At 65.0% G+C, this 22,521-nt stretch carries 24 protein-coding genes; 16 read left to right on the top strand and 8 right to left on the bottom strand.

Annotation, left to right across the window (positions count from 1 at the left end):
- The first annotated feature begins 350 nt into the window (after positions 1 to 350).
- From mnmE to C7401_RS03810, 3 genes are all read left to right on the top strand, one after another.
- Entirely contained in the window at positions 351 to 1,751 is a 1,401-nt protein-coding gene (mnmE, locus tag C7401_RS03820) for a tRNA uridine-5-carboxymethylaminomethyl(34) synthesis GTPase MnmE (protein WP_112170016.1), read from the top strand.
- A 207-nt stretch (positions 1,752 to 1,958) separates the two neighbouring features.
- The gene (locus tag C7401_RS03815; protein ID WP_112170015.1) at positions 1,959 to 2,270 is read left to right on the top strand and encodes a DUF4148 domain-containing protein; all 312 of its coding nucleotides are present in this window, start codon (positions 1,959 to 1,961) and stop codon (positions 2,268 to 2,270) included.
- 605 nt (positions 2,271 to 2,875) lie between these two features.
- Entirely contained in the window at positions 2,876 to 3,193 is a 318-nt protein-coding gene (locus C7401_RS03810) for a DUF4148 domain-containing protein (protein ID WP_112170014.1), read from the top strand.
- A gap of 125 nt (positions 3,194 to 3,318) precedes the next feature.
- On the opposite strand, the gene C7401_RS03805 is transcribed toward C7401_RS03810, so the two are convergent.
- Both C7401_RS03805 and C7401_RS03800 read right to left on the bottom strand, forming a co-directional pair.
- Positions 3,319 to 4,071: a hypothetical protein gene (locus tag C7401_RS03805; protein WP_224044992.1), complete on the bottom strand. Its 753-nt coding sequence runs from the start codon at positions 4,069 to 4,071 to the stop codon at positions 3,319 to 3,321.
- Positions 4,062 to 4,547, bottom strand: coding sequence for a hypothetical protein (locus C7401_RS03800; protein WP_224044993.1), 486 nt, complete (start codon positions 4,545 to 4,547; stop codon positions 4,062 to 4,064). The genes C7401_RS03805 and C7401_RS03800 overlap by 10 nt, the downstream gene beginning before the upstream one ends.
- 343 nt (positions 4,548 to 4,890) lie before the next feature.
- Here C7401_RS03800 and C7401_RS03795 point away from each other — a divergent pair, with 343 nt between their 5' ends.
- The 4 genes from C7401_RS03795 to C7401_RS03780 all read left to right on the top strand — a co-directional run bounded on the left by C7401_RS03795 (position 4,891) and on the right by C7401_RS03780 (position 7,602).
- Positions 4,891 to 5,202 carry a DUF4148 domain-containing protein gene (locus C7401_RS03795; protein WP_112170012.1) on the top strand — a complete coding sequence of 104 codons (312 nt, stop codon included), beginning with the start codon at positions 4,891 to 4,893 and terminating at the stop codon, positions 5,200 to 5,202.
- Between the two features lie 424 nt (positions 5,203 to 5,626).
- A complete protein-coding gene (locus C7401_RS03790) occupies positions 5,627 to 5,815 on the top strand; it encodes a hypothetical protein (RefSeq protein ID WP_112170289.1) in 189 nt (62 codons plus the stop codon).
- A 143-nt stretch (positions 5,816 to 5,958) separates the two neighbouring features.
- Complete coding sequence (locus C7401_RS03785; protein ID WP_112170011.1) at positions 5,959 to 6,195, top strand: hypothetical protein; 237 nt, start codon at positions 5,959 to 5,961, stop codon at positions 6,193 to 6,195.
- A 381-nt stretch (positions 6,196 to 6,576) separates the two neighbouring features.
- The gene (locus C7401_RS03780) at positions 6,577 to 7,602 is read left to right on the top strand and encodes a S1C family serine protease (protein WP_112170288.1); all 1,026 of its coding nucleotides are present in this window, start codon (positions 6,577 to 6,579) and stop codon (positions 7,600 to 7,602) included.
- A gap of 110 nt (positions 7,603 to 7,712) precedes the next feature.
- Here C7401_RS03780 and C7401_RS03775 read toward each other — a convergent pair whose 3' ends face one another.
- The 3 genes from C7401_RS03775 to C7401_RS03765 all read right to left on the bottom strand — a co-directional run bounded on the left by C7401_RS03775 (position 7,713) and on the right by C7401_RS03765 (position 9,592).
- A complete protein-coding gene (locus C7401_RS03775) occupies positions 7,713 to 8,114 on the bottom strand; it encodes an ecotin precursor (protein ID WP_112170010.1) in 402 nt (133 codons plus the stop codon).
- 337 nt (positions 8,115 to 8,451) lie between these two features.
- Positions 8,452 to 8,616, bottom strand: a complete 165-nt coding sequence (locus C7401_RS44825; RefSeq protein WP_165841758.1) for a hypothetical protein — start codon at positions 8,614 to 8,616, stop codon at positions 8,452 to 8,454.
- Positions 8,617 to 8,965: 349 nt separating this feature from the next.
- On the bottom strand, positions 8,966 to 9,592 hold the full coding sequence (locus tag C7401_RS03765) for a LysE family translocator (protein WP_112170008.1): 627 nt from the start codon (positions 9,590 to 9,592) through the stop codon (positions 8,966 to 8,968).
- Positions 9,593 to 10,084: 492 nt separating this feature from the next.
- Between C7401_RS03765 and sap1 the strand changes: the two genes are divergently transcribed.
- Entirely contained in the window at positions 10,085 to 10,426 is a 342-nt protein-coding gene (gene sap1 / locus C7401_RS03760) for a surface attachment protein Sap1 (protein ID WP_112170007.1), read from the top strand.
- A gap of 319 nt (positions 10,427 to 10,745) precedes the next feature.
- On the top strand, positions 10,746 to 11,300 hold the full coding sequence (locus C7401_RS03755) for a YaeQ family protein (RefSeq protein ID WP_112170006.1): 555 nt from the start codon (positions 10,746 to 10,748) through the stop codon (positions 11,298 to 11,300).
- A gap of 32 nt (positions 11,301 to 11,332) precedes the next feature.
- Here C7401_RS03755 and C7401_RS03750 read toward each other — a convergent pair whose 3' ends face one another.
- Positions 11,333 to 11,743, bottom strand: a complete 411-nt coding sequence (locus C7401_RS03750) for a VOC family protein (protein ID WP_112170005.1) — start codon at positions 11,741 to 11,743, stop codon at positions 11,333 to 11,335.
- A gap of 536 nt (positions 11,744 to 12,279) precedes the next feature.
- Between C7401_RS03750 and ada the strand changes: the two genes are divergently transcribed.
- The 5 genes from ada (at position 12,280) to C7401_RS03725 (ending at position 17,926) form a co-directional block, all read left to right on the top strand.
- Positions 12,280 to 13,455: a bifunctional DNA-binding transcriptional regulator/O6-methylguanine-DNA methyltransferase Ada gene (gene ada, locus C7401_RS03745; protein WP_112170286.1), complete on the top strand. Its 1,176-nt coding sequence runs from the start codon at positions 12,280 to 12,282 to the stop codon at positions 13,453 to 13,455.
- Positions 13,456 to 13,460: 5 nt separating this feature from the next.
- Positions 13,461 to 14,486 (top strand): DNA-3-methyladenine glycosylase family protein, encoded by a 1,026-nt coding sequence (locus tag C7401_RS03740; protein ID WP_112170287.1) that lies wholly within the window; start codon positions 13,461 to 13,463, stop codon positions 14,484 to 14,486.
- 170 nt (positions 14,487 to 14,656) lie between these two features.
- Positions 14,657 to 16,279 (top strand): glutamate--cysteine ligase, encoded by a 1,623-nt coding sequence (gene gshA / locus C7401_RS03735; protein ID WP_112170004.1) that lies wholly within the window; start codon positions 14,657 to 14,659, stop codon positions 16,277 to 16,279.
- Between the two features lie 255 nt (positions 16,280 to 16,534).
- Positions 16,535 to 17,017 (top strand): hypothetical protein, encoded by a 483-nt coding sequence (locus C7401_RS03730; protein ID WP_112170003.1) that lies wholly within the window; start codon positions 16,535 to 16,537, stop codon positions 17,015 to 17,017.
- A gap of 192 nt (positions 17,018 to 17,209) precedes the next feature.
- Positions 17,210 to 17,926: an OmpA family protein gene (locus C7401_RS03725; protein WP_112170002.1), complete on the top strand. Its 717-nt coding sequence runs from the start codon at positions 17,210 to 17,212 to the stop codon at positions 17,924 to 17,926.
- A 55-nt stretch (positions 17,927 to 17,981) separates the two neighbouring features.
- Here the strand turns inward: C7401_RS03725 and C7401_RS03720 are convergent, their stop codons facing one another.
- Together C7401_RS03720 and C7401_RS03715 are read right to left on the bottom strand one after the other, a co-directional pair.
- Complete coding sequence (locus tag C7401_RS03720) at positions 17,982 to 19,538, bottom strand: DHA2 family efflux MFS transporter permease subunit (RefSeq protein WP_112170001.1); 1,557 nt, start codon at positions 19,536 to 19,538, stop codon at positions 17,982 to 17,984.
- 150 nt (positions 19,539 to 19,688) lie between these two features.
- Positions 19,689 to 20,177 (bottom strand): MarR family winged helix-turn-helix transcriptional regulator, encoded by a 489-nt coding sequence (locus C7401_RS03715; protein WP_112170000.1) that lies wholly within the window; start codon positions 20,175 to 20,177, stop codon positions 19,689 to 19,691.
- Between the two features lie 234 nt (positions 20,178 to 20,411).
- On the opposite strand from C7401_RS03715, the gene C7401_RS03710 reads away from it, so the two are divergent.
- Together C7401_RS03710 and C7401_RS03705 are read left to right on the top strand one after the other, a co-directional pair.
- Entirely contained in the window at positions 20,412 to 20,726 is a 315-nt protein-coding gene (locus tag C7401_RS03710) for a hypothetical protein (RefSeq protein WP_146757874.1), read from the top strand.
- 262 nt (positions 20,727 to 20,988) lie between these two features.
- Complete coding sequence (locus C7401_RS03705; RefSeq protein WP_112170285.1) at positions 20,989 to 22,515, top strand: efflux transporter outer membrane subunit; 1,527 nt, start codon at positions 20,989 to 20,991, stop codon at positions 22,513 to 22,515.
- Positions 22,516 to 22,521 lie beyond the last annotated feature (6 nt).

The raw sequence follows: 22,521 nt of genomic DNA, 5'->3' as shown, positions 1-22,521 counted from the left end.
GGCCAGATTGTGCAGCCCGAAATCGACGAAGAAGACAACCAATTAGGCTATGTTTAGCGCATAAAAGCGATAACTTGCCCGCCTGTAATCGTCTTATGATTTCGATCGTGTCTCCATTGATTCCTTGCTCAGCCGACGATTGGCCGAACAGCACACCGGTTTTTTCCTTGATTTGGCAGAAATAAATAAGATCACTCTTATCTAAATCAAGATAAAACGCGACGGCTCTCAAAGCGACTTGCCACCGGGGAACGATCTGTCCGCCGCGTTACAATGCCTCGCGTTCCGCGACCGCTCTGCCTGTCGCCGTTCGCGCCGATTCCAGCTCTGCTCTACGGTCCACTCCTGCCATGCTCGCCACCGATTCCGATCCCATCGTCGCCATTGCCACTGCGCCCGGACGCGGCGGAATTGGTGTTGTGCGCGTCTCGGCGGGCCGCGCGGGCGCCGCGGCGACCGAAGCCCTGATGCAGGCCCTCACCGGACAGAAGCTGGCCGCCCGCCACGCGAGCTACGTGCCCTTCCTGGACGGCGCCGGCACGGTGCTCGACCGTGGCATCGCGCTGTCCTTCCCGGCTCCGCATTCCTACACCGGCGAGCACGTGCTCGAACTACAGGGCCACGGCGGCCCGATCGTGCTCCAGCTCGTCTTGCAGCGCTGCATCGAGGCAGGCCGCGAGTTTGGGCTGCGACTTGCCGAACCGGGCGAGTTCACGCGGCGCGCGTTCCTCAACGACAAGCTCGACCTCGCCCAGGCCGAGGCCGTGGCGGACCTGATCGAAGCGAGCACCGAGGCCGCCGCGCGCTCGGCCGGACGCTCGCTCGACGGGGCGTTCTCGCGCGACATCCACGCGCTCGTGGACGACGTCGTCACGCTGCGCATGCTTGTGGAGGCGACGCTCGACTTCCCCGAAGAGGAGATCGACTTTCTCGAAGCCGCCGACGCGCGCGGCAAGCTCGCGCGCATCCGCGCGCAGCTCGACCACGTGCTCTCCGAGGCGCGCCAGGGCGCGTTGCTGCGCGAAGGGCTTGCGGTGGTGCTCGCCGGGCAGCCGAACGTGGGCAAGTCGTCGCTGCTGAACGCGCTTGCGGGCGCCGAGCTCGCGATCGTCACGCCCGTGGCCGGCACGACGCGCGACAAGATCTCCCAGACGATCCAGGTCGAAGGCATTCCGCTGCATGTGATCGACACCGCAGGTCTGCGCGACACCGAGGACGAAGTCGAGAAGATCGGCATCGAGCGCACGTGGAGCGAAATCGGCCGCGCCGACGTGGTGCTGCATCTGCTCGATGCGCGCACGGGCATGAACGCCGAAGACGAGACGATCGCCGCTCGATTCCCCGCGGGCGTGCCGGTAGTGCGCGTGCTCAACAAAACGGACCTAACCGGCGCGGCGTCCGACGTGACCCGGCGCGCGGCTGTGGACGGCAGCGAAGTTTGCGAGGTGCGCCTTTCCGCGAAAAAAGGCGAAGGCATCGGGCTGCTGCGCGCGGAGCTGTTGCGCATTGCGGGCTGGCAGGCGGACGCGCAGAGCGTGTATCTCGCGCGCGAGCGGCATCTGATTGCGTTGCGGGCGGCGCGTGAGCATCTCGAGCAGGCGGCGGCGCATGCGGACCAAAACTCCCAACTACTCGATTTGTTCGCCGAGGAACTGCGGCTCGCACAGGAATCGCTCAACGCGATTACGGGCGAATTCACGTCCGATGATCTCCTGGGCGTGATTTTTAGCCGGTTTTGTATTGGGAAGTAACCGGTTTCTCTCAGCTTCGCTGGCCACCGCGAATGCCGTATCAAGCAGGCCTCCACGCGCCGAGTCGATCCCTGCATTCTGCTGCGGGCTGGAACAATGCCTTCGATTCATAGGGGTTAACCCTTGAGCGCAACACTCCTAGACTTTCACTCATCGGATGCAGACAAGTTGTCGCACCGCTAACAAAAGTCGATGGAGGTAGTAATCATGAAGTCCCTGATCCAGGCCGTTGCCGTTGCTGTTGCCCTTGTTGTGCCGGTTGCTTCGTTCGCACAGTCGAACGGCCCGGTGACCCGCGCCCAGGTCCGCGCGGAACTCGTTCAGCTCGAAAAGGCTGGTTATCACGTTGGCGACGGCGACCAGGCGCACTACCCGGATGCGATCCAGGCCGCCGAAGCGAAGGTCGCTGCGCAGCAAGTGGCAACGAGCGGTTACGGTGGTGTTGTGAGCGGTTCGTCGGAAGCGGGTCGCCCGGCAGTGTCGAAGGCCGACTGGAACGCGATGTACAGCCATCCCTGATGCACTGATTTCGGATACACGGGCAGGATGCCCGAAGTACCTGATCTGAGCATCGCAGTCTGAGCGCGCAGTACCGTAGCGCGCTCCCATTTAAAGAACCGGCTCGCTAGCGCGGCAATATCCGCGAGCGGGCCAGTTCCATTCCGAATACCTCCGCCGTCGGCCATCCGATGGCTTCGCTCGGGCCTGACGGCCTGGGCGCTTTTTCGATGAGATCGATCCAAGGCTTTTGCCCTTGATCGTCTATCGCACCCATTTCGCTAAACACGCTGTCTATCGCCGCTGCGCCGCTCCGGTGCCGCGCATCAAGTGGTGGGCACGCGTCTGTGGCGCCATTCACGACAGCCCATTCTGCTTGCGGCGTGGCTTTCGGTTCGTCCCCGAGTTTTGTATCGCACCGATTTCTCCCGGCTTTGCAGGCCAGCACCAATGTCAGTACCAAGCCGACCTGCACCTGCTTTGCCGATGCCTGCATTCTGCTACGGGCTGGAACAATGCCTTCGATTCATAGGGGTTAACCCTTGGGCGCAACACTCCTAGACTTTCACTCATCGGATGCAGACAAGTTGTCGCACCGCTAACAAAAGTCGATGGAGGTGGTAATCATGAAGTCCCTGATCCAGGCCGTTGCAGTTGCTGTCGCCCTTGTTGTGCCGGTTGCTTCGTTCGCACAGTCGAACGGCCCGGTGACCCGCGCCCAGGTCCGCGCGGAACTCGTTCAGCTCGAAAAGGCCGGTTATCACGTTGGCGATGGTGACCAGGCGCACTACCCGGATGCGATCCAGGCCGCCGAAGCGAAGGTCGCTGCACAGCAAGTGGCAACGAGCGGTTACGGTGGTGTCGCAAACGGCTCGTCGGATGCCGGGCAAGCGCGCGACAGTCGGGTTTCGTCGTACTCGGCTCCCGTGTACAACCACCATTAAGCAGGCCGTCGTCGAGCGCAGCGCTTAAGCCGCTGCGAGACCGGTTTGAATTGCGGTGACCAGGCGCGCTCCGAAAGGGGCGCGCTGTGATAACGCGCGTACTTTCGCCGTCGGCCAGGCGATGGTTAGTGGAGTTGGTGCTCGATGAGTTTCGGGAGATTGGATTCGCTGAAGGTGACCGTTTTGCCCGTGTAGTAATTCGCGCGCTCGAACTGGGCCTTGCCGACCGACGTTTGACTCTCCGCGATGGCCAGAACAAATCCCGGCTTCTTTTCCAGGCGATATTGGACGTGAATGACTTCTGCCTCGAGCAGGCGGGTTGCATTCGTCGCCGCGATGACCAACAGAGGCACCTGGTGATCGAGGATGTAATCAGCCTTCATACCTCCCGCGATTGGTAACTCCACGTCCGAGCGGAATGCAACACCCAAAGTCGTGGCGGTTTTCTCGATCACCGCTGCCAGGCGCTCACGGAAATCACTGGTCTTTTTGGGACCTCGAGCCGTTGCGACGGAAAATAGATGCTGCGCCGCCTCGGCGACGCGGAAAATATAGGGTGCCGTTAGTCGTTCGTCAGGAGTGGTGACAGAGATAACCTCGTCATCCGAGAACGTGGTGGGCGAATAGGCAAGCGTCTCCTCTACCCAGCGTGCCACGACGTCCGATTCGACATCACCGCCAGCCATACTCGCGTAGAGCGCGGCCTCGCCGTTGTCGTCAATCTTGTAGCCGGTCTGGGTGGGCCGAACCCGGATGACAATGCGATCCCCGCTGCCAGGGTATTCGAGAGGCGTGATTACCCGTTGCACGCCCTTCTCGTCGGCGTGCACCTCAAATAGACCACAGATGGCCCGTTTCAGGGTGGATGTCAGTTCCATAAGTCGTCAGCTCGCCCGAGCGTGATGCCGGTCGCCTTGCAGAATACCGTGATCAAGTGACTTCGGTCACTGGGAATCCGCGGATCGAACGTGCGAGTGGATTTTAATGCCAACTCAGGAGCACCGGGGAGTAACCGATTGGTGTAATCCAGATTGGTATTGCAGGGAACTTTGATGTGGATACCTTTGTGGCTTGGATGCCAATGGAACTCAAGTAGTGGGGACCAGGAACCGTTAGGCAGTCCGCACAGCAGATACCCGTAAAACTTCGTGTCTGTGAGAATTTCGCCGTCGCCCCAAATGAACAGGACCGAATGGGAATGCGAAACAGGAATCAGGCCCGTCGCGAAATAGCGTGGACCACCGATTTTGTGGAACGGCCTCGGCAGCTTCCCTCGCTTCAGTTGCTTGAACGAGGGCATATGCGGCAGGCGCTTCAAGGCGGTCTTGTGGCCGGCAAGGTCGCGACTTTTCACTGTCAGTCCTCGGGCGATGGAGTGCGATACGCTAGCACGCACCCCATCCAACAAAAGCGCCCTCCCTGATTGCGACTGCGTGCATCTGGTAGTCCTTTGATTAATGGCATATGCGATGGCGGACAAATGCGCGCAATTTGCCCGGAGATGTGGCGTGTTGGTCTGCGCGAAGCCTCGCCATGCCGCACATCACCCCCGCCTCACCCCACCCCATTCTTCCACCGCCTGGAACAATGCTTCTGAAGCATAGGGGTTAACCCGCGACGACGATCCTCCTAGACTTTCACTCATCGGATGCAGACAAGTTGTCGCACCGAATCAAAAACCAAAGGAGGTAGTTGCCATGAAGTCCCTGATCCAAACCGTAGCCGTTGCCGTTGCACTCGTCGTACCGATGGCATCGTTCGCGCAATCGAATGCGCCCGTGACCCGCGCCCAGGTGCGCGCCGAGCTCGTGCAGCTCGAAAAGGCGGGCTGGCGTCCGGGCGCAGGGGCGGACCCGCACTACCCCGACGACCTCCTCGCTGCCGAAGCAAAGGTGGCAGCCGCCAACGGTGCCACGAGCGGTTACGGCGGCGTGGCCGCAGGCAGTTCGGATGCCGGCCGCCCCGCTGTCACCAAGGCCGACTGGAACGCGATGTATAACCATCCGTAACACAGCAGCACGGCAAAAGCGCTTGCCTCGAACGTACGCAAGCGCTTTGCACACCTGATCGAATACCTCCGCCGTCGTTAATCCGATGGCTTCGCCCGGGCCTCCCGGCCCGGGCGCTTTTTCCGGCGATCGCCAGCGCGTGTGGCGCCGCCCACGAAAACAATGCTTATCCACGCGTCCATCCTCGCACTACGAGCTAACTGCATCGCCATTTAGTTCGTAGTGCGATTCAATTTTCAGCTCTCGATCGCGCGACATATCCAACGCGGCTTCGCCCTCGCCGCTCATTGCCGACCCGGCGCTACATCCACGGCTGCCCCACGGCCGCCAGTCGCCGCTGTAATTTGCGGACACACATCGTTGCGATTCCAAACCCTCTCCATCGCATCGCTCATCGACAATCGAGCGCATCAGGAGAATGACGATGAAAACACTGTTCTGCGCGATTGCCATGGTTGCCTTGTCGGCGGGCCTCACGGGTTGCATCGTGGCCCCGCCCTATGCCTACGCACCGGCGCCAGCCTACGGCTACGCGCCGGGCTACTATGCCGCCCCTGCGGTGGATATCGGGGTTGGCGTGGGTGGCTATTACGGTCACGGCTGGCGACATTAAGGGGACCGTAACAAGCTGATTGAAAGGCTTGCGCGAGACTCGTCTGAAGACCTATCCGATGTGATAGCTGCGCAGGCGCTGCCGTCGCACTAAAGTGGCGGCAAACGGTTCGCAAAGACGCTGGACCATCGCACGGGGCAACCATGAAATTCATCGACGACGAAATCGCGCACATTACGCGCGCCATGGCGCCCTCATTATCGGCTGGCACGAGACCCGCCGTTTTCTCATTCGACTACTGGTACAAGCGGCTTGCCGCGCTGCTCGATCTTGGCCAGATCACGCCGGCCCAGTTCAGGACGATCGACGCGCTCATGGTCGAACTCGAAGCGATCAAGCGCACTGTCGACGTGAACACGCCCGAGCCGCTCGCCGCCTGACCTGCGGATTCACGAATTCGATTCACCGGCGCCTCGCACCGTGAATCTCACCCGCTAACCTCGCCATGTCACCCGAGCATGGATTCGCCCGCGCATGCGGGCTTCTTTCTTTCTGGATGTTCGATGCGCCGGCCAGGGCGGCCCAGCCCACCTGACAAAAAAAGACCGCGACAGGGGCCGCGGTCAAGAGCTTGTACTGCGTCTTCCAGCGCGGCGCGAGGGGATGTCGCCGCCACATCATTCTCGCGGCACGCCTCGCACGCGGCAACGACTAGTGCCCTGATTTGACTATCGTTAACGTTTGAGGCACGCCGGCTCGCGCTCTTGAAAACGTCTTGCGGCCCCTGCATGTACAGCCCACTTTTCTCGGAGATTCAGATCGTGGGCAGAAGACCTTCCTTCATTGACGATCTGGCTCGCGGCGTCCCATCCGACGGCGCGGGCCAGCGTCCCGGCATCGACGACGACGCGCTCCTCGACGCCTATTCACGCACCGTGATCGGCGCGCTCGAGCGCGTCCAGCCAGCCGTGGCTTACATCGCGGTCGAGCGCCGCGCATCGGGCCAGGCCGCCGCGCGCGGCGGCAGCGGCTCGGGCTTCCTGTTCACGCCCGACGGCTATCTGCTGACGAACAGCCACGTGGTGCATGGCGCGAGCAAGCTACGCGTAACGCTCGCTGACGGCGCGACCTACGCGGCCGACCTCGTCGGCGACGACCCGAGCACGGACCTCGCCGTGCTGCGTATCGGCGCTTCCGAAGCATTGCCGCACGCGCAACTCGGCGACTCGGCAGGGCTGCGTGTCGGGCAGGTCGCGATTGCGGTGGGCAGCCCGCTCGGGCTCGCGCAAACGGTGACGACAGGCGTGGTGTCGGCGCTCGGCCGTTCGTTGCGCTCGGAGTCGGGGCGCCTGATCTACGACGTGATCCAGACCGACGCGGCGCTCAACCCCGGCAATTCGGGTGGGCCGCTCGTCAATTCCGCCGGTCAGGTGATCGGCGTGAACACGGCGATCATTCCAGGCGCGCAGGCCATCTGCTTCGCCACGGCCATCGACACCGCGAAATGGGTCATCACGCAGCTTTTCGCGCATGGGCGCGTGCGGCGCGCCTACATCGGCATTGCCGGCACCACGGTGCCGATCGCGCGCAAGGTGCAGCGCTATTTCGACCTGAGTGCGACGACTGGCGTGCGGGTGATGGAGATCGTCAAGGGCAGTCCCGCGGCGCTCGGCGGCCTGCGCGTGGACGACACGGTCGTCACGATCGACGGCGCGCCGGTGGACGGCATCGACGCGCTACAGCGCCTGCTCGACGCTTCGCGCATTGATCGGGAAGTGGAAATCGGCGTGGTCCGCTTGACGCAGCGCCTCAACCTGCGCGTGACGCCCGTCGAGCAGACGAGCTAGGCGAACGAAGCGCGGTCGGCGCTGCGGGCGCGCCGGCCGTGTTGCACCGTCTCGCACCGTGTTGCACCGTGTCGGATACGGCGCGCATTTGCATGGTGCCTTTGCATGATTTACCAGCCGCTGCCAGGCTGGGCATAGACGGGCGCTTGCCCATAGCCGGGCTGCGCGTAACCGTCATCGTATTGCGGCGGCGGAAGCGGCGCGGGTTGAGCCGGCGCGCAAGCCACATAGCGGCCCGAATACTGGTCGTAGCACGCTCCCGGCGGGGCTGCGGCGTAGACCGGCGCGGGCTGCGCATACACAGGCGCCGGCTGCTCCACATAGGCCGGTTGCGCCGGGTATGCCGGGTACGCCACTGCCGGGCCACTGTTCAGCACGGCGCCTACGGCTGCGCCGATCAGCGCGCCGCCAACCAGCGCACCCACCACGTCGCCGCCGTGGTCGTGCGCGCTCGCGGGGCCGGCCGCAACTGCACAGCCCGCCAGCACTAAAACGGCTGCCATCTTTCGCATTTCGTTCTCCCTGAGAACCTTTGAAAACATGCGACGGATTGTCAGCCTGATCGGCGGATACAGGTGCTGCAAGTGGTAACGACGAATTACGCGCGGTGCGGGTGCGCACGCTCTGCCGGGAGTCCCGTCAGTGTGCGTGCGTGCCGTTCTGAGTGTCGTCCTCCGGTGTGCGCGGCGTGCTGTTGCGCCGCCCGGCAGACGGACAAAGAGGCGTGAGCGCGATGGCTAGCACCATCAGCACGAGCAGCGGCACGAAGTACGGCTTCCAGGAGAACTCGACATCGCGAGTGCCTCCCTGCCATTTCGGTGCGTTTAGTCGCGCGAGGTGCGGTCCGGCTCAGTGATGCAGGATGCTGCGCAGCGGATGCCGCCAGTCCATGTGATGTCCGTCCCCCGCTTGTACGCGCTGTCGGTGTTCCTCGAGAATCTCGTCGGAAAACAGGAATACGACAATGACGAGGGGGATGACCAGAAACGCGCCCAGTATTACGTGTTCGATCACGATAACCTCCTGGTTGTCAAGCGGCTTGCAGTTGCATTGTAGCCGCGACGCGACAGTTTGCACATTGGGCGTGCTCAGAAGCGCCAAAACAATGTTCGCCAACCATCACAACCGGGATGACGCAATACATGTGCCCGCTCGCGCAACCCTGCTTGTAGAGGCGAATGCCGGGCGCCGGGAGGCCGCGGCACGGACCACCGGCGATCGATGTGAATAACCCCTGGATAAGTAGGGGTGATGGTCTGGATAAGGCCTGGAAAACTGCGGGAAAACTTCGGGGCTTGTGGAGAAACGCGCGGAAGGGACGGTTGCCCGCGCCAAAGCGACCGACAACCGGGTGATGCGCGGCTCATGTCGCCGACTTTCGCCACGCGGCGGCGAAGAGGCCGGCGCCGATCAGCAGCGTGCCGCCGGTGCGATTGACCGCGCGCTGCACGCGCGGGCTGCGCACGGCTTTGCGCGCCGCGGCCGCGAGCAGCGCATAGCCGAACGCATTGAGCGATGCGAGCACGAGGAAGGTGGCTTCGAATACGACAATCTGCGGCGCGATGGCCATGTGCGGATCGATGAACTGCGGCACGAAGGCGACGAAGAAAATGATGCTCTTCGGGTTGAGGGCCGTCACCGCGAAGGCATGCGCGAAGATGCGGCCGGTGCGCGTTTCGGACGTGTCGGGTTCATTGCCTTCGCTAACGGGGGCGCGCCAGAGTTTCAGGCCGAGGTAGATCAGATACGCCGCGCCCACCCATTTGAGCACCGAGAACAACGTGGCGGAGGCTGCGAGGATCACACCGAGGCCGAGCATGGAAGCCGTCATGGCCGTGAAATCGCCAAGCGCGACGCCGGCCGTGGTGGCCAGCGCATAGCGGCGGCCGTGGCCCAGCGCGTACGAAACGACGAGCAGCACGGTGGGTCCGGGAATGGCAACGAGAATCGCCGACGCGATCGCGAACGGCAGCCAGTGAGCGAGAGTCATGGAGGTCTCCTTTGGGAAGCCCGATTTATCCACGAACTCAGACGGTGTGCAAGCGTGTCGGCGGCGCTGGCTATGGCATGCACCAACGCGCCTGGCATTGTTTTTATTCTGCGTTCAGCACATTAATGCGCCGGGTTTGGATCGCGCCGTCAGCGACTTTAGGTGCGGTGCGTCATTTGCCCATTTGGCGACCATTAAATCGATTCCGTAATCGCAAGCCGAACGGGCCTATTCCGGCTATAACCGTAAGCGCCTTGTAGTACAAGACGCCAGGTCTTTTAATCGACGTTTCGGACTGCTCCAAAACTTGCAATGGCGCCGCTTCTCGCGGCATTGCGGTGTCCCCGGCTACGCGGCGTGAATTCCTTGCTGTTGCGATCGCACACAAGTCGGGCTTGCAGTCTTTGAGCCGTTTTCTATGTTTAAAAACGCGGGTGAAACGTGAGAGTTAAATACATAGCTAACCTGAGTCAAAACCCGCAGGAGGCAAAAATGAAAATGCTGTCCGGTATGGTCCTCGTGGCGGCAAGCCTGGCTTGCGCCGTTGCCGCTCAAGCTCAGGATGCGAGCGTCAAGCCGCAGCAAACCGTGCAGTTCAAGCCCGGCTCCTATGGCTGCCTCTCGAAGGACAAGCTCGACGCGGTCGCGCAGCACGAGCAGGCTGGCGAGCACCAGCAGATGCAGGAGTACTTCACGGGATTCCAGTGCCTTTCCACACCGGATAACCAGTCGTTCCGCGTCGTTCAGGTGGTGGGTCATGACGTCGAATTCGTCAACGCGGCCAACACCGACCAGCAAGGTCTCTGGACCAACGACCGCTTTATCAAGCAATAACGCCACGGCGGGTGTGCCAAAGGATTACGCGCGCATGCACGCGTGCGAGCCTGCCCGGAACGCCCTCATCGCCTCCGATACGCCCCTCGCAAAATGGCCCGACGCGCGAGCGCCGGGCCCTTCGCATGGCTGCCCGCACAGCCGCGACGTGAAGTAAAGCGCCGCGCGCCGCTGTCAAACCACCGTCATTTTCGCGTCAGACTATCCGCATTGCGCCGCACGCGCAGGTTCGCCGTGCGCGCGGCCCGTGCGTTGTACGGCACGTGGTTTGCTCCAAACTTCGCTATCATGTGCGGCTTTCGCGCGCCCGGAATTCGGCATGGCACTCAAATCGACCATCTATAAAGTAGAACTGCAAATCGCGGACATGGACCGGCACTATTACGCCGACCATGCGCTCACGATCGCGCGCCATCCGTCCGAAACCGACGACCGCATGATGGTCCGCATCGCCGCCTTCGCGCTGTTCGCGAGCGAGCGGCTCGAATTCTGCAAGGGCCTGTCCGATACGGATGAACCGGACCTCTGGTGCAAGGACTACACGGGCGCGATCGAAACGTGGATCGAGGTCGGCCAGCCCGACGAACGCCGCATCGCCAAGGCAAGTGGCCGCGCCAACGAAGTCATCGTGATCGCTTACGGCGGCCGCACGTCCGATATCTGGTGGCAAGGGGTGCGCAGCAAGGTCGAGCGCCTGCGCAACGTCACCGTGTGGTCGCTGGGCGAGGGCGTCGCCGCATCGCTCGGCGCGCTGGCCGAACGCACCATGCGCCTGCAATGCACGGTGCAGGACGGCGCAGCATGGATCGGCAATACGAGCGCCGAGCCCGTCGCGGTCGAGTGGAGCGTGTTCAAGGCGCCTGAAAACGTCTAGGCGTCGTCTGGACGCGCCGTGCGCGCGGACCTTCACGCGCGCGGCGGCCCCTTGAGCTCCAGCATGTTGCCCTCCGGGTCGAACAGATACAGCGACGGCCCCAAACCCTCGGCTCCATAACGCTCGACGGCATTGCCGGGCCGCGCGCCATGTTGCGTGAGATGCGCGGTGAGCGCCTCGGCGTCGAATGGTTCGACGCGCAGGCAAAGGTGGTCCATGTTGCCGTCGGCGCCGGCGGGCGGTGCGCCCGCGCCGCGATCCAGCGGGCCGCCAATCGTGACCAGGTCGATGAGCGAGCGCCCGGCGCGCAACTGCACGAGCCCGAGGTCGCCTTGCTCGCGCTCGGGCTCACAGCCGAGCACCTCGCAATAAAAGCGCCTCATCGCGGCCGGATCGGCCGCCCGGATCACGACGTGATCGATCTCGCGAATCTGGATCCGCATGGCGTCCTCCAGGACATGCAAGGCATTCCATGATGAACCTATGGACGTGCGCCTGCGCGGCGCGCGCGCATACGCACGGCATTCGGGCGGGCTTGGACGGCAAAACGGAGGGAACCGGCGGAGAATAGCCGGATAAACCGGGAGAGGTCGGGCGCAGCGCAAACGCTGGACGAAAAAAAGCCCGCTGCTGTGAGCGGGCTTAATCCATATCAGGAGGAGACATGGAGGAGACAGGAACCACTATACACAGCCGCCTGACGCGACGCAACAACTTTTTAAGGGAAAACCCGCAATTTCGTTATTTTGTCGCACGGGAATGCGCAACGCGCCACCAGGGATTCACCGCAGGCCCTAAAAGGGCTGGATAAAGCGTCAGATGGCAGCGGAATCGGCGGCAATGACAGCGCAAGATCCGGCGCGCCGCAGTCGATGCGCGACGGTACAGTGAGGGCATGCAGAGAGGCACCTCAAGGAGTCGTGAGATGAGCGCCGTCCAGAATCTGAAAGCCCAGGTGAAAGATCCGATGAAACCCGCGATGCAATCCACCCAGCCCGCCGCGCCGCGGAGCGAATGGTCGACCGATGCCGCGCGCTGGCAGGCCGTCACCGCACGCGACGCCCGTGCCGACGGCGCGTTTTTCTACGCCGTGCGCACGACCGGCGTGTTCTGCCGCCCGTCCTGCGCGTCGCGGCTGCCGCGCCGCGAGAACATCGAATTTTTCGCCGACCCGGACGCCGCGCGCGCCGCGGGCTACCGCGATTGCAAGCGCTGCCGGCCCGGCGGCTTGCCGCGCGAACTGGAGATCGTGCGCCGCGCCTGCGCGGCCCTCGACGCCGATCCGCAGCAGCACCTCACGCTCGCGCAACTGGGCGACGCCGTGCATCTGAGCCCATTTCACCTGCAACGCCTCTTCAAGCGCGTGCTGGGCGTCTCGCCGCGCCAGTACCAGGCGGCGCGTCGCGGCGCCGTGCTGCGCGACGCGCTGGGCGAGGGCGCCGACGTCACCCGCGCCAGCGCCGACGCGGGCTTCGGCTCGTCGTCGCGGCTCTATCACAGCGTGCCGGGCGAACTCGGCATGGCGCCTTCCACATATCGCCGCAAGGGTGCGGGCCTGACGATCCGCTATGCCGCCACGCCCACACCGCTCGGCTTCGTGCTTATCGCGGCCACGGGGAAGGGCATCTGCCGGATCGCGTTCGGCGACGACGCCCAAGCGCTCACTGCCGCGCTCGCCACGGATTTCGCAAACGCGAACTGCGTCGAGGATCAGGCCGCCGTCGCGCCGTTCGTCGCGCAGATCGACGCGTATCTGCACGGCCGCCGCGAGCGTTTCGACCTGCCGCTCGACATCGCCCCCACGGCGTTCCAGCAGCGCGTCTGGGACGCGCTCCAGCGCATTCCCTACGGCGAAACGCGCAGTTATTCGCAGATTGCCGAGACGCTCGGTGCGCCGCGCGCGGTGCGCGCCGTCGCGAGCGCCTGCGCGTCGAACCCTGTGGCGCTGGCGATTCCGTGCCATCGCGTCGTGCAAAAGGGCGGCTCACTCGCCGGTTATCGCTGGGGGCTGGAGCGCAAGGCGGCGTTGATCGACGCCGAGTCGCGCGCGGGCGAGATCCGCGCGGACGCCGCGCCCAACGCCAGCGTCACGCAGCCAGGCAAGTCCGCCCGCACCACCCCGAGCCGCGCCAACACGCCGGAGACCGCCGCTTGAGCGCCATCGCCCCGCAAACCCGACAGCAACCCGAACCACCGCCAACACAGAGCGCCACGCTCGAACTGCCGTTTCGCGCGCCCTACGACTGGCCGCGCGTGCTGCGCTTCTTCGGCGGCCGCGCGACGCCGGGCGTCGAGGCCGTGGAAGACGGCGCATGGCTGCGCGCCATCGACTTCAACGGCGCGAGCGGCACGCTCGCCGTGCGCCGCCATGCCCGCAAGCATTGTCTCGTCGTGCAGATCGACGGCGCCGTCAGCGCGCACGCCGCCGCGCTCGCCGCGCCGCTCTCGCGCATGTTCGACCTGCACGCCGATCCCGCCACGATCGTCGCGCATCTGCGCACCGATCCGTGGCTGGCGCCGCTCGTCGCCGCGGCGCCGGGGCTGCGCGTGCCCGGCGCATGGTCGGGGTTCGAGCTCGTGGTGCGTGCGATCGTCGGCCAGCAGGTCAGCGTGAAAGCGGCGACCACGATCGTCGGGCGGCTCGTCGAGCGCGTGGGCGAACCGATCGAAGGGCATCCGCACGCGCGTACCGCGTGGCGCTTTCCGAAGCCCGCCGCGCTCGCCGCCGCCGATCTCGCGGGCATCGGCATGCCGGGCAAGCGCGTGGCCGCGTTGCAGGGCTTCGCGCAAGCTGTGGCGAGCGGCGCGGTGGTGATCGAACGCGGCTACGACGCGACGCACTCGGCCGACCGCCGTCAAGGCCGCCAAAGCAGACGAATCGAGGCCGTCGAGCCGGCGGCCGGGAACATCGAAGACCTCGACGCCATGCGCACCGCGCTGCTCGCCTTGCCGGGCATCGGCCCGTGGACCGTCGAATACGTCGCGATGCGCGCGTGGCGCGACGCGAACGCGTGGCCCGCCACCGATCTCGTGCTCATGCAGGCCATCGCGGCGCGCGATCCGGCGCTCGTACGCGCGACGCAACAGCGCACGCGCACCGACGCCTGGCGCCCCTGGCGCGCGTACGCGGCCATGCACTTGTGGAACGAAATCGCCGACCGCGCGGGCGCGGCGCGCGGCGGCTGAGGCCGGGCGCGGCGAACCCGGCAAAGCCGCGCGCGAGCAGGGTGAAACCCCGCCCGAGGTAGCCCCAAGCAGGTCTTCCGGCGAGATGTTAAAGTGCCCGCTACCGAAAAGAATCCCGGCCGGCGAGCGCGCGCAGCACCGCACCGCCGGCCCGAGCCCGACTTGCCTCAATGTCAGACACGACCTCTACACGCACGAACGACGTTCTCGCACAGCGCCTTTCCGTGCTGGGCGACGGGCCACATCGCGACGCGCTCACGCGCGGTCTGCGCGGCATCGAAAAGGAAAGCCTGCGCGTGACGCGCGACGGCCGTCTCGCCATGACGCCGCATGCGCCGGCGCTCGGCTCGGCGCTCACGCATCCGTCGCTCACGACCGACTATTCGGAAGCGTTGATCGAGATCATCACGCCCGCCGAGCAGGACGCGTCCATCACGCTCGAAAAGCTCGACGAACTGCATCGCTACGTCTATGCCGTGCTCTCACGCGACGGCGAACTGCTCTGGAACGAGTCGATGCCGGGCCTGCTTCCGGCGGCCGACGACGACATTCCCATCGCACGCTACGGCAGCTCGAACATCGGGCGGCTGAAGTACGTGTACCGCATGGGCCTCGCGCTGCGTTACGGGCGCACGATGCAGTGCATCGCGGGCATCCACTACAACTATTCGCTTAGCGAAGACGTGTGGCGCGTGCTGCACGCGCATCATCAGTCGACGGCCACGCTCACCGACTACCAGTCGGAGCGCTACCTCGCGCTGATCCGCAATTTCCGCCGCACGAACTGGCTGCTGATGTACCTGTTCGGCGCGTCGCCCGCACTCGATGCGCGCTTCCTGCGCGGCCACGAACACAAGCTCGAAGCCTTCGACGCCGACACGCTATATCTGCCGTATGCCACGAGCCTGCGCATGAGCGACCTCGGCTACTCGAACACGACGGGGCAGTCCGCGTTGCGCGCCGACTACGACACGCTGGCCGGCTATCTCGACGCGCTCGCGCAGGCCGTGAGCCAGCCCTATCCGCCCTACGAGGCAATCGGCACGCATCGCGACGGCGAGTGGGTGCAGATCAACACGAACGTGTTGCAGATCGAAAACGAGTTCTATTCGACGATCCGCCCCAAGCGCGTGACGCATCCGGGCGAGCGGCCCTTGCATGCGCTCGCGGCACGCGGCGTGCAGTACGTCGAAGTGCGCTGCATGGACATCGACCCGTTCGAGCCCATCGGCATCTCGCTCGAAACCGCACGTTTTCTCGACGCCTACCTGCTGGCCTGCGCGCTCGACGACAGCCCCTTCCTTCCCGAAGACGCTTACGCCGAATCGAATGCGAACTTCGGCCTGGTGACGAAAGAAGGGCGCCGTCCCGGCCTCACGCTCGCGCGCGACGGCCAGGACGTGCCGCTGCGCGACTGGGCCGAAGAGTTGTTCGAAAAGATCGGACGCGCGGCAGCCACGCTCGACGCGGCGCGCGGCGGCGACGAGCACATGCGCTCGTTCGCGGCGCAGCGCGCGAAGCTCGACGACCCCTCGCTCACGCCTTCGGCGCGCGTGCTGCAAACGATGCGCGATGCGAAGCAGTCCTTCCTTCAATTCGCACTCGCGCAAAGCGAGCGTCACGCGGCGCAATTCCTCGCGCACCCGCTCGACGCCGCGACCACGGCGCAATTCGAAGCGCTCGCTCGCGACTCGCTCGACGAACAGGCGCAACTCGAACGCAACGAAGTCGGCTCGTTCGACGCTTTCGTCGCCGCCTACCGCGCCTACACGCTCAATCGCTTCAGCGTTTGAGCGAGGCGCCGCCGCGGCGGCGCGCGCGTCCTTCTCCACCTCGTTTGCCCCAGGCACCGCATTTGCTCGCAACACCCGTGCGCAAATGCGGTCCAACAAGGTAACAGGCGCCACGTTGCCGGGCGCGCCAATGGGCTGGCAGCAACGGACTCGCAGCCGTGGGCCAGCGCCAACCTCACCGGGCGAACGACGCTGTAAACATCAAAAAAACGCACGGGCCGCGTGAGGCGGCTCACTCTGGGAGGAACCCACGCGATGAAACGAATTCTTGCGATCCTGCTGTGCGCGACGGCTGCGGCCTGCGCGTCGCACGGCCAGGTCAACCCCGACGTCATGCAGATCGCGACCGCGCCGCTCACCTGCTCGAACAAGACCGAATGCGATCTCTGGTGGAAACGTGCCGAGGACTGGGTGCGCAGTCATTCGAAGTACGAAGTGCAGACCGTGACCGACACGCTGATCCAGACGTCGGGCCCGGGCGGCGGCAGACGCCTGCTCGCCTATGAGATCACGAAGGCCGTCAGCAGCGACGGCACGGCCACCATCGGCTTCGCGGCGCACTGCGACAGCTCGCTCGGCTGCAAGCCCAACCCGTGGTCGGCGGGCGCGGCGTTCAAGCAGTTCGTGCGCACCGGCGTCGACGCGCCGCTGCCCGACGACACCACCACCGGCTCGGGTGGCGACACGGCCGGGGTGAGCGGCGCGGCCGTCGCCGAGCCCGCTTCCAGCGCGCATTGATCGGTGCCGGACACGTTGGCCGTGCGTGGTTCGCGGCCAACGCCTGCGGCTGACATTACGGATTTCGAATCATGTCGATTGCCGATTTAGGCATTGTCTGATTGAGGGAGGGAACGGGGTGCCCGTATTGTGGCCTCGCTACGGCCGGCGTGTTGCGGGCCGTCACCCCGTCACCAACAACTCGAATCGACAATGAAACTGCGACTCCTGTCCGCCAGTGCCATGGCCGCTGCAATCGTCGTGGCCGCCGGCTGCACCACCGCCTCGGGCCCCACCTACAACCTCGACGTCGTCACGCTCGCGAATGGCACACAGGCGTACCGCGTGCAGTGTCTCGGCGTATTCGAAAGCTCCAGGACCTGCATGGCCAAGGTCAACGAGGTTTGCGGCGACAAGACGCCGCTGCGCGTATCGTCGGTGGATCGCGCCGCTTCCGGGTTCACGCCCAAAGACGACCCGCGTGAAATCACGTTCATCTGCCAGACGCCGCAGGCACCGGCCCCCGCGCCTGTCGTCCAGCCCCCGCCGCCTCCGCCGCCCGCCGTTCAGCCGCGCACGATCACGCTGAACGCGGACGCCAACTTCGCGTTCGACAAGGCCGATCTCCTGCCGGGCGGCAAGCAGACGCTCGACAAGTTCATTCAGGAAAGCGACGGCGTGAACATCGGCACGGTCGCGATCAGCGGCTACACCGACTCGGTCGGTTCGAAGGCGTACAACGACCGCCTGTCGCTGCGCCGCGCCCAGACCGTGCGCAGCTACCTCCAGTCGCACGGCCTGCACGCCGGCCAATACGAAGTGAACGGCTACGGCTTCTCGAATCCGGTCGCGCCGAACACCACGCCTGAAGGCCGCGCGAAAAACCGCCGCGTCGAGATCGAAACGAGCGGCATCACGCAACGCCAGTAACGCTGCACCCGACCTTGCGCGCCCCCCCCCGCGCGCAAGGTCTTTCGCGGGACCGTCAATGACCCATTGCCGGTCCCGCGCCTTTTTTCGGCTTTGTCACCCACACCAGCACGGCCAGCACCACGAACATCGCGCAGGAAATGCGGAAGAAGTCGTTGGTGGCCATCATGTAGCCCTGTGTCGTCACGACATCGTTGAGCTTCGCGGTCAGGCTCTGGCCCGCATACCCCAGGTTCTTGAGCGCGTCCTGGTAGGCAATCGTGTTCTGCGAATACGGGCTGACCGACTCCGAAAGCACGGCATGGTGATAGATCGCCGCGTCTTCCCAGAACGTCGTGCTCGCGGCAGTGCCAATCGCGCCTGACAGCGTGCGCAAAAAGTTCGAAAGGCCCGAGGCGCTCGCAAGACGCTCGTCGGAAATGCTCGACAGCGTAATGGTGGTCATCGGCACGAAGAAGCAGGCCACGCCTATGCCCTGCACGAGTCGCGGCAGGATCACGTGGTCGAACGGCACGTCGAGCGTGAACGTGGAATTCCAGAGCGAGACGAGCGCGAACACCACGAAAGCGAAGCTCGCGACCATGCGCAGATCGAGCCTGTGCATGTTGCGGCCGATGAGCGGCGAGAGCACGAGCGCAAGCAAACCCACGGGCGCGGTGGCGAGACCCGCGAGCCCGGCCGTGTAGCCCATCACCGTTTGCAGCCAGAGCGGGAAAATCACCACCGAGCCGAAGAAGGCCATGAAGCCGAACGAGATGATCATCGCGCCGAGTGCGAAATTGCGATCGCGAAAGAGCGAGAGGTCGACTACAGGGTCTTTCTCCGTGGCCTCCCACGCGAGCATGAACGCGAGCGCCACCACCGCGACGATGGCGAGCGTGACGATGAACTTCGAATTGAACCAGTCACGGTCCTTGCCGAGGTCGAGCACCATTTGCAGGCACGACACCCCGATCACGAGCAGCGCGAGGCCCACGGCGTCGATGCGCTGCTTCGTCGTTTTCGTTTCGCGCCCGCGCAAAAGCAGATATGCGCAGACGCCCGAGAAGAGACCGATCGGCACGTTGATGTAGAAGATCCACGGCCATGTGTAGTTGTCGGTGATCCAGCCGCCCATGACCGGCCCGAAAATCGGCGCGACGATCACGGTCATCGCCCACAGCCCGAGCGCGAGGCCGCGTTTGGCAGGGGGATAGGAGCGCATGAGGATGGTCTGCGAGAGCGGCACCATCGGCCCGGACACGAGGCCCTGCACGAGGCGGAACGCAATGAGCGTCTCGAAGTTCGTGGCGAACCCGCACAAGGCCGAAGCCACCGTGAAGAGCAGCACCGACAGGGTGAAGAGGCGCACTTCGCCCACCCGGCGCGCCAGCCAGCCGGTGAGCGGCACGGCAATCGCGGAGGCGACCGAGTATGACGAGATGACCCACGTGCCTTCGCTGTTGGCCACGCCCAGGTTGCCCGAGATGGTCGGCACGGCCACGTTCGCGATCGAGGTGTCGAGCACCTCCATGAAGGTGCCGAGGGCGAGCCCGACGGTGAGGAGCGCCAGTGTCGCGCCGGAAAACGGCGCGGGTTCGGCCCGCGCGGGCACCGTGGTGGAAGCGTTCATATTCCGTTTCCTTGTTCGGGCAGTCCGTTGCCGCTGCAAGAAAGCGCCTGCGTGCACCGGCCTGCCATTTCGTGTCCGTGCATTTTCTGCCCAGACAGTGATTTATCCGAAGTGCGGCCCGTGCTGCGCCGCCGCGTTGCGCGATGCTTTTTAGCCGCCGCCTTCCACCGGCCCGCAAAGAGGCGTGTTCAAGCCATCATTTGCGATGAAGCGCTGCAACAAATGCACGAGCGTCGTGACTTCCTCGGGCGCGAAACCGCGCAACTGCTCGGTCATCACCGCCGCGATCAGATCGGGCAATTGTTGCGCTGCGTCGCGGCCCTGGTCGGTGAGCGCGAGTTCCACCACGCGCCGGTCCGACTGGCTGCGCTGACGCACGAGAAAGCCTTTCTTCTCCAGGCGATCGAGCATGCGCGTCATGGAACCCGTGTCGTACGACAGCACCCGCGACATCTCATTGGGCGTGCGGGCGCGCTCGTACCACAGCAGCAGGATCACGCCGATTTGCGACGACGTGAGCCCGAGCGGCGCGACCGCGCGGTCCATCCGGCCGGCCAGCACGTTGCGCGCGGTCGAAAGGAAATAGCCAAGACTCGGCTCGACGCCAACCTTGGCCGGTACGAAAAGGTCGTCGCTCATGACAGTTCGCTAGCTTGCATCTCGAAAACGGGCGAATTATAGCGGCTTGTTTCGCTGCTCAGGCAGATAAATCAATCGACGGTCGGCGAACACGGAGGCTGCGACGATCAGCGCGAAAAAACAACAGATCGGTTGATGCGGTGCAAAGTATGTTGTGATTTGATTGCATAGTCAATATTATGACTGGCAAGCACTTATATGCTTCAGCTTTCACTCTCATTTCACGCTCGCACCATGCTTTACTTCATCAACGCGCTTGGCGGCCTTGGCCGCTCCGTCACCGGCACCGCCCGTCTCGCCTTCGCGAAGGCCGGCGCGTCGTCGCGCTGGCGCAAGCTCGCGTTGTATGCGGCCATGTTTGCGTTGCCGGGCGGCTCGCTCGCCGTGGTCGCCATGGAGTTGGTGCGGCGGCGCCGCGCGCGCCAGGCATCGGCGTCGGCCACGGGTGCCGTCGCACCCGCCGTGGCGGCGGCCGCAACGTTGGCGCCTGCGTGCGGCGGCGGCCAGCTCGCATGCCGCGCGCAAAAGCGCCGTCGTAACGACGCGTAACCTGCGCGTCCCGCGCCGTAACACTCACCCAGCCTTCCAACGCGTAAGCTTGCGGATTCCGCGCAGTGCGTAACGCGTGCGCTACCATTGCCGCAACGCGACAAACCCGTGCGCGCCGGGCCTGACGGCGCGGCAGCGCGCCGCCCGGCCGGCCGCCGAACCCGGCGCCGGTCGCATCGACAGGAATCCTTGCATGCCTTGCCGTTTCGTCAGCCCCGGCGTCGCCGCCGGGCCCGTGGCGCGCCGCGCGCCCTCGCTCGCCATGCTGTGCGCCGCCACCGCGCTCACGTTCCAGCTGGCCGGCTGCGCCGTCGGCCCTGACTATCACCGTCCCGCCGCCGCTGTGCCGGCTTCCTACAAGGAAGCGCCCGAGGGCTGGAAGGTCGCGCAACCTGCCGATACCGCCGACCGGGGCGAGTGGTGGCGCATTTACGACGATGCGCCGCTCAACGCGTTGATGGACCAGCTCAACGCGAACAACCAGACCGTCGCCCAGTACGCCGCCGCCTACCGGCAGGCGCGCGCGCTCGTGGGCGAGGCCCGCGCGGCGTATTTCCCCGTGATCAGCGGGTCGTTCTCGGGCACGCGCTCGCACACGCCCACGCGCGTGTCCAACTCGAGCGGCGGACTCTCGAGCGGCGGGATCACGAACAACGTCAACCTGGGTCTCGACGCGACCTGGGAACCCGACCTGTGGGGCAAGGTGAGCCGCACGGTAAGCTCGCAGGAAGCGGGGCAGCAGGGCGCCGCAGCCGATCTCGCGAACGCGCGTCTGTCGGCCCAGGCCACACTCGCGCAGACCTACTTCACGCTGCGCTCGCTCGACGCGCAGCAGAAGCTGCTCGACGACACGGTGCTCGCCTACCAGAAGTCGCTTCAGCTCACACAGAACCAGTACGCGCAGGGCGTGGCGGGCCGCGCCGACGTGATCCAGGCGCAAACGCAACTGCAATCGGCCCAGGCCTCGGCCATCGACAACGGCGTGGCGCGCGCCCAGGACGAGCACGCGATCGCCGTGCTGGTCGGCCAGCCCGCCTCCACGTTCTCGATTCCGCCAACGCCACTCACCGCCACGCCGCCCACGGTGCCGCTCGCGATGCCTTCGGCGCTGCTCGAGCGCCGGCCCGACATCGCCTCGGCGGAGCGCAAGGCCGCGGCCGCCAACGAGCAGATCGGCGTCGCCATCGCGGCGTTCTTCCCGACGCTCACGCTTTCCGCGAGCGGCGGCTTCGAAAGTTCGGTGATGTCGCAGCTTCTGCAAATGCCTTCGCGCTTCTGGACGCTCGGGCCTTCGCTTGCCGGCACGATCTTCGACGCCGGACTGCGCAAGGCGCAGACCGAGGCCGCGCGCGCCGCCTACGACCAGCAGGTGGCCACTTACCGGCAAACCGTGCTGGCCGCGTTCCAGGACGTCGAGGACAACCTCGCTTCGCAGCGCATCCTCGGCCAGGAAGTCGTCGTGCAGCAGCAGGCGGTGGACTCGGCGCAGCATGCGCTCGCGATCGTGACGAACGAGTACAAGGCTGGCACAACCGATTTCCAGAACGTGCTCTCCGCGCAGGCCACGGCGTTTACGGCGCAGCAAAAGCTCGTGAGCATCGGCGGGCAGCGGATGGTGTCGTCGGTGGGACTCGTGAAGGCGCTGGGCGGCGGCTGGGACGCCACGCAGATGGACCGCGAAACCGGCGACGTGGCCGCCCCCGAACCCGCGTCGGCGACGCTTGCCGGTTCCGCGCCGACCGTGGCCGACTCACAGGCTGATTCACAGGCCAAACCACAGCCGCAGTGACGCAAA

Origin of the sequence: Paraburkholderia unamae (assembly GCF_003268775.1) — a bacterium.
In the GTDB taxonomy this organism is placed as follows: domain Bacteria; phylum Pseudomonadota; class Gammaproteobacteria; order Burkholderiales; family Burkholderiaceae; genus Paraburkholderia; species Paraburkholderia unamae.
The sequence above is the reverse complement of the archived record's forward strand: the minus strand, read 5'-3'. Positions and strand labels throughout refer to the sequence as shown.

Bases quoted from the DNA above. Each gene is read 5' to 3' on its own strand.
- mnmE (WP_112170016.1), top strand. From the start codon at position 351: ATGCTCGCCACCGATTCCGATCCCATCGTCGCCATTGCCACTGCGCCC.
- C7401_RS03815 (WP_112170015.1), top strand. From the start codon at position 1,959: ATGAAGTCCCTGATCCAGGCCGTTGCCGTTGCTGTTGCCCTTGTTGTG.
- C7401_RS03810 (WP_112170014.1), top strand. From the start codon at position 2,876: ATGAAGTCCCTGATCCAGGCCGTTGCAGTTGCTGTCGCCCTTGTTGTG.
- C7401_RS03805 (WP_224044992.1), bottom strand. From the start codon at position 4,071: ATGGAACTGACATCCACCCTGAAACGGGCCATCTGTGGTCTATTTGAG.
- C7401_RS03795 (WP_112170012.1), top strand. From the start codon at position 4,891: ATGAAGTCCCTGATCCAAACCGTAGCCGTTGCCGTTGCACTCGTCGTA.
- C7401_RS03790 (WP_112170289.1), top strand. From the start codon at position 5,627: ATGAAAACACTGTTCTGCGCGATTGCCATGGTTGCCTTGTCGGCGGGC.
- C7401_RS03785 (WP_112170011.1), top strand. From the start codon at position 5,959: ATGAAATTCATCGACGACGAAATCGCGCACATTACGCGCGCCATGGCG.
- C7401_RS03775 (WP_112170010.1), bottom strand. From the start codon at position 8,114: ATGCGAAAGATGGCAGCCGTTTTAGTGCTGGCGGGCTGTGCAGTTGCG.
- C7401_RS03765 (WP_112170008.1), bottom strand. From the start codon at position 9,592: ATGACTCTCGCTCACTGGCTGCCGTTCGCGATCGCGTCGGCGATTCTC.
- sap1 (WP_112170007.1), top strand. From the start codon at position 10,085: ATGAAAATGCTGTCCGGTATGGTCCTCGTGGCGGCAAGCCTGGCTTGC.
- C7401_RS03755 (WP_112170006.1), top strand. From the start codon at position 10,746: ATGGCACTCAAATCGACCATCTATAAAGTAGAACTGCAAATCGCGGAC.
- C7401_RS03750 (WP_112170005.1), bottom strand. From the start codon at position 11,743: ATGCGGATCCAGATTCGCGAGATCGATCACGTCGTGATCCGGGCGGCC.
- ada (WP_112170286.1), top strand. From the start codon at position 12,280: ATGCAATCCACCCAGCCCGCCGCGCCGCGGAGCGAATGGTCGACCGAT.
- gshA (WP_112170004.1), top strand. From the start codon at position 14,657: ATGTCAGACACGACCTCTACACGCACGAACGACGTTCTCGCACAGCGC.
- C7401_RS03730 (WP_112170003.1), top strand. From the start codon at position 16,535: ATGAAACGAATTCTTGCGATCCTGCTGTGCGCGACGGCTGCGGCCTGC.
- C7401_RS03725 (WP_112170002.1), top strand. From the start codon at position 17,210: ATGAAACTGCGACTCCTGTCCGCCAGTGCCATGGCCGCTGCAATCGTC.
- C7401_RS03720 (WP_112170001.1), bottom strand. From the start codon at position 19,538: ATGAACGCTTCCACCACGGTGCCCGCGCGGGCCGAACCCGCGCCGTTT.
- C7401_RS03715 (WP_112170000.1), bottom strand. From the start codon at position 20,177: ATGAGCGACGACCTTTTCGTACCGGCCAAGGTTGGCGTCGAGCCGAGT.
- C7401_RS03710 (WP_146757874.1), top strand. From the start codon at position 20,412: ATGCTTTACTTCATCAACGCGCTTGGCGGCCTTGGCCGCTCCGTCACC.
- C7401_RS03705 (WP_112170285.1), top strand. From the start codon at position 20,989: ATGCTGTGCGCCGCCACCGCGCTCACGTTCCAGCTGGCCGGCTGCGCC.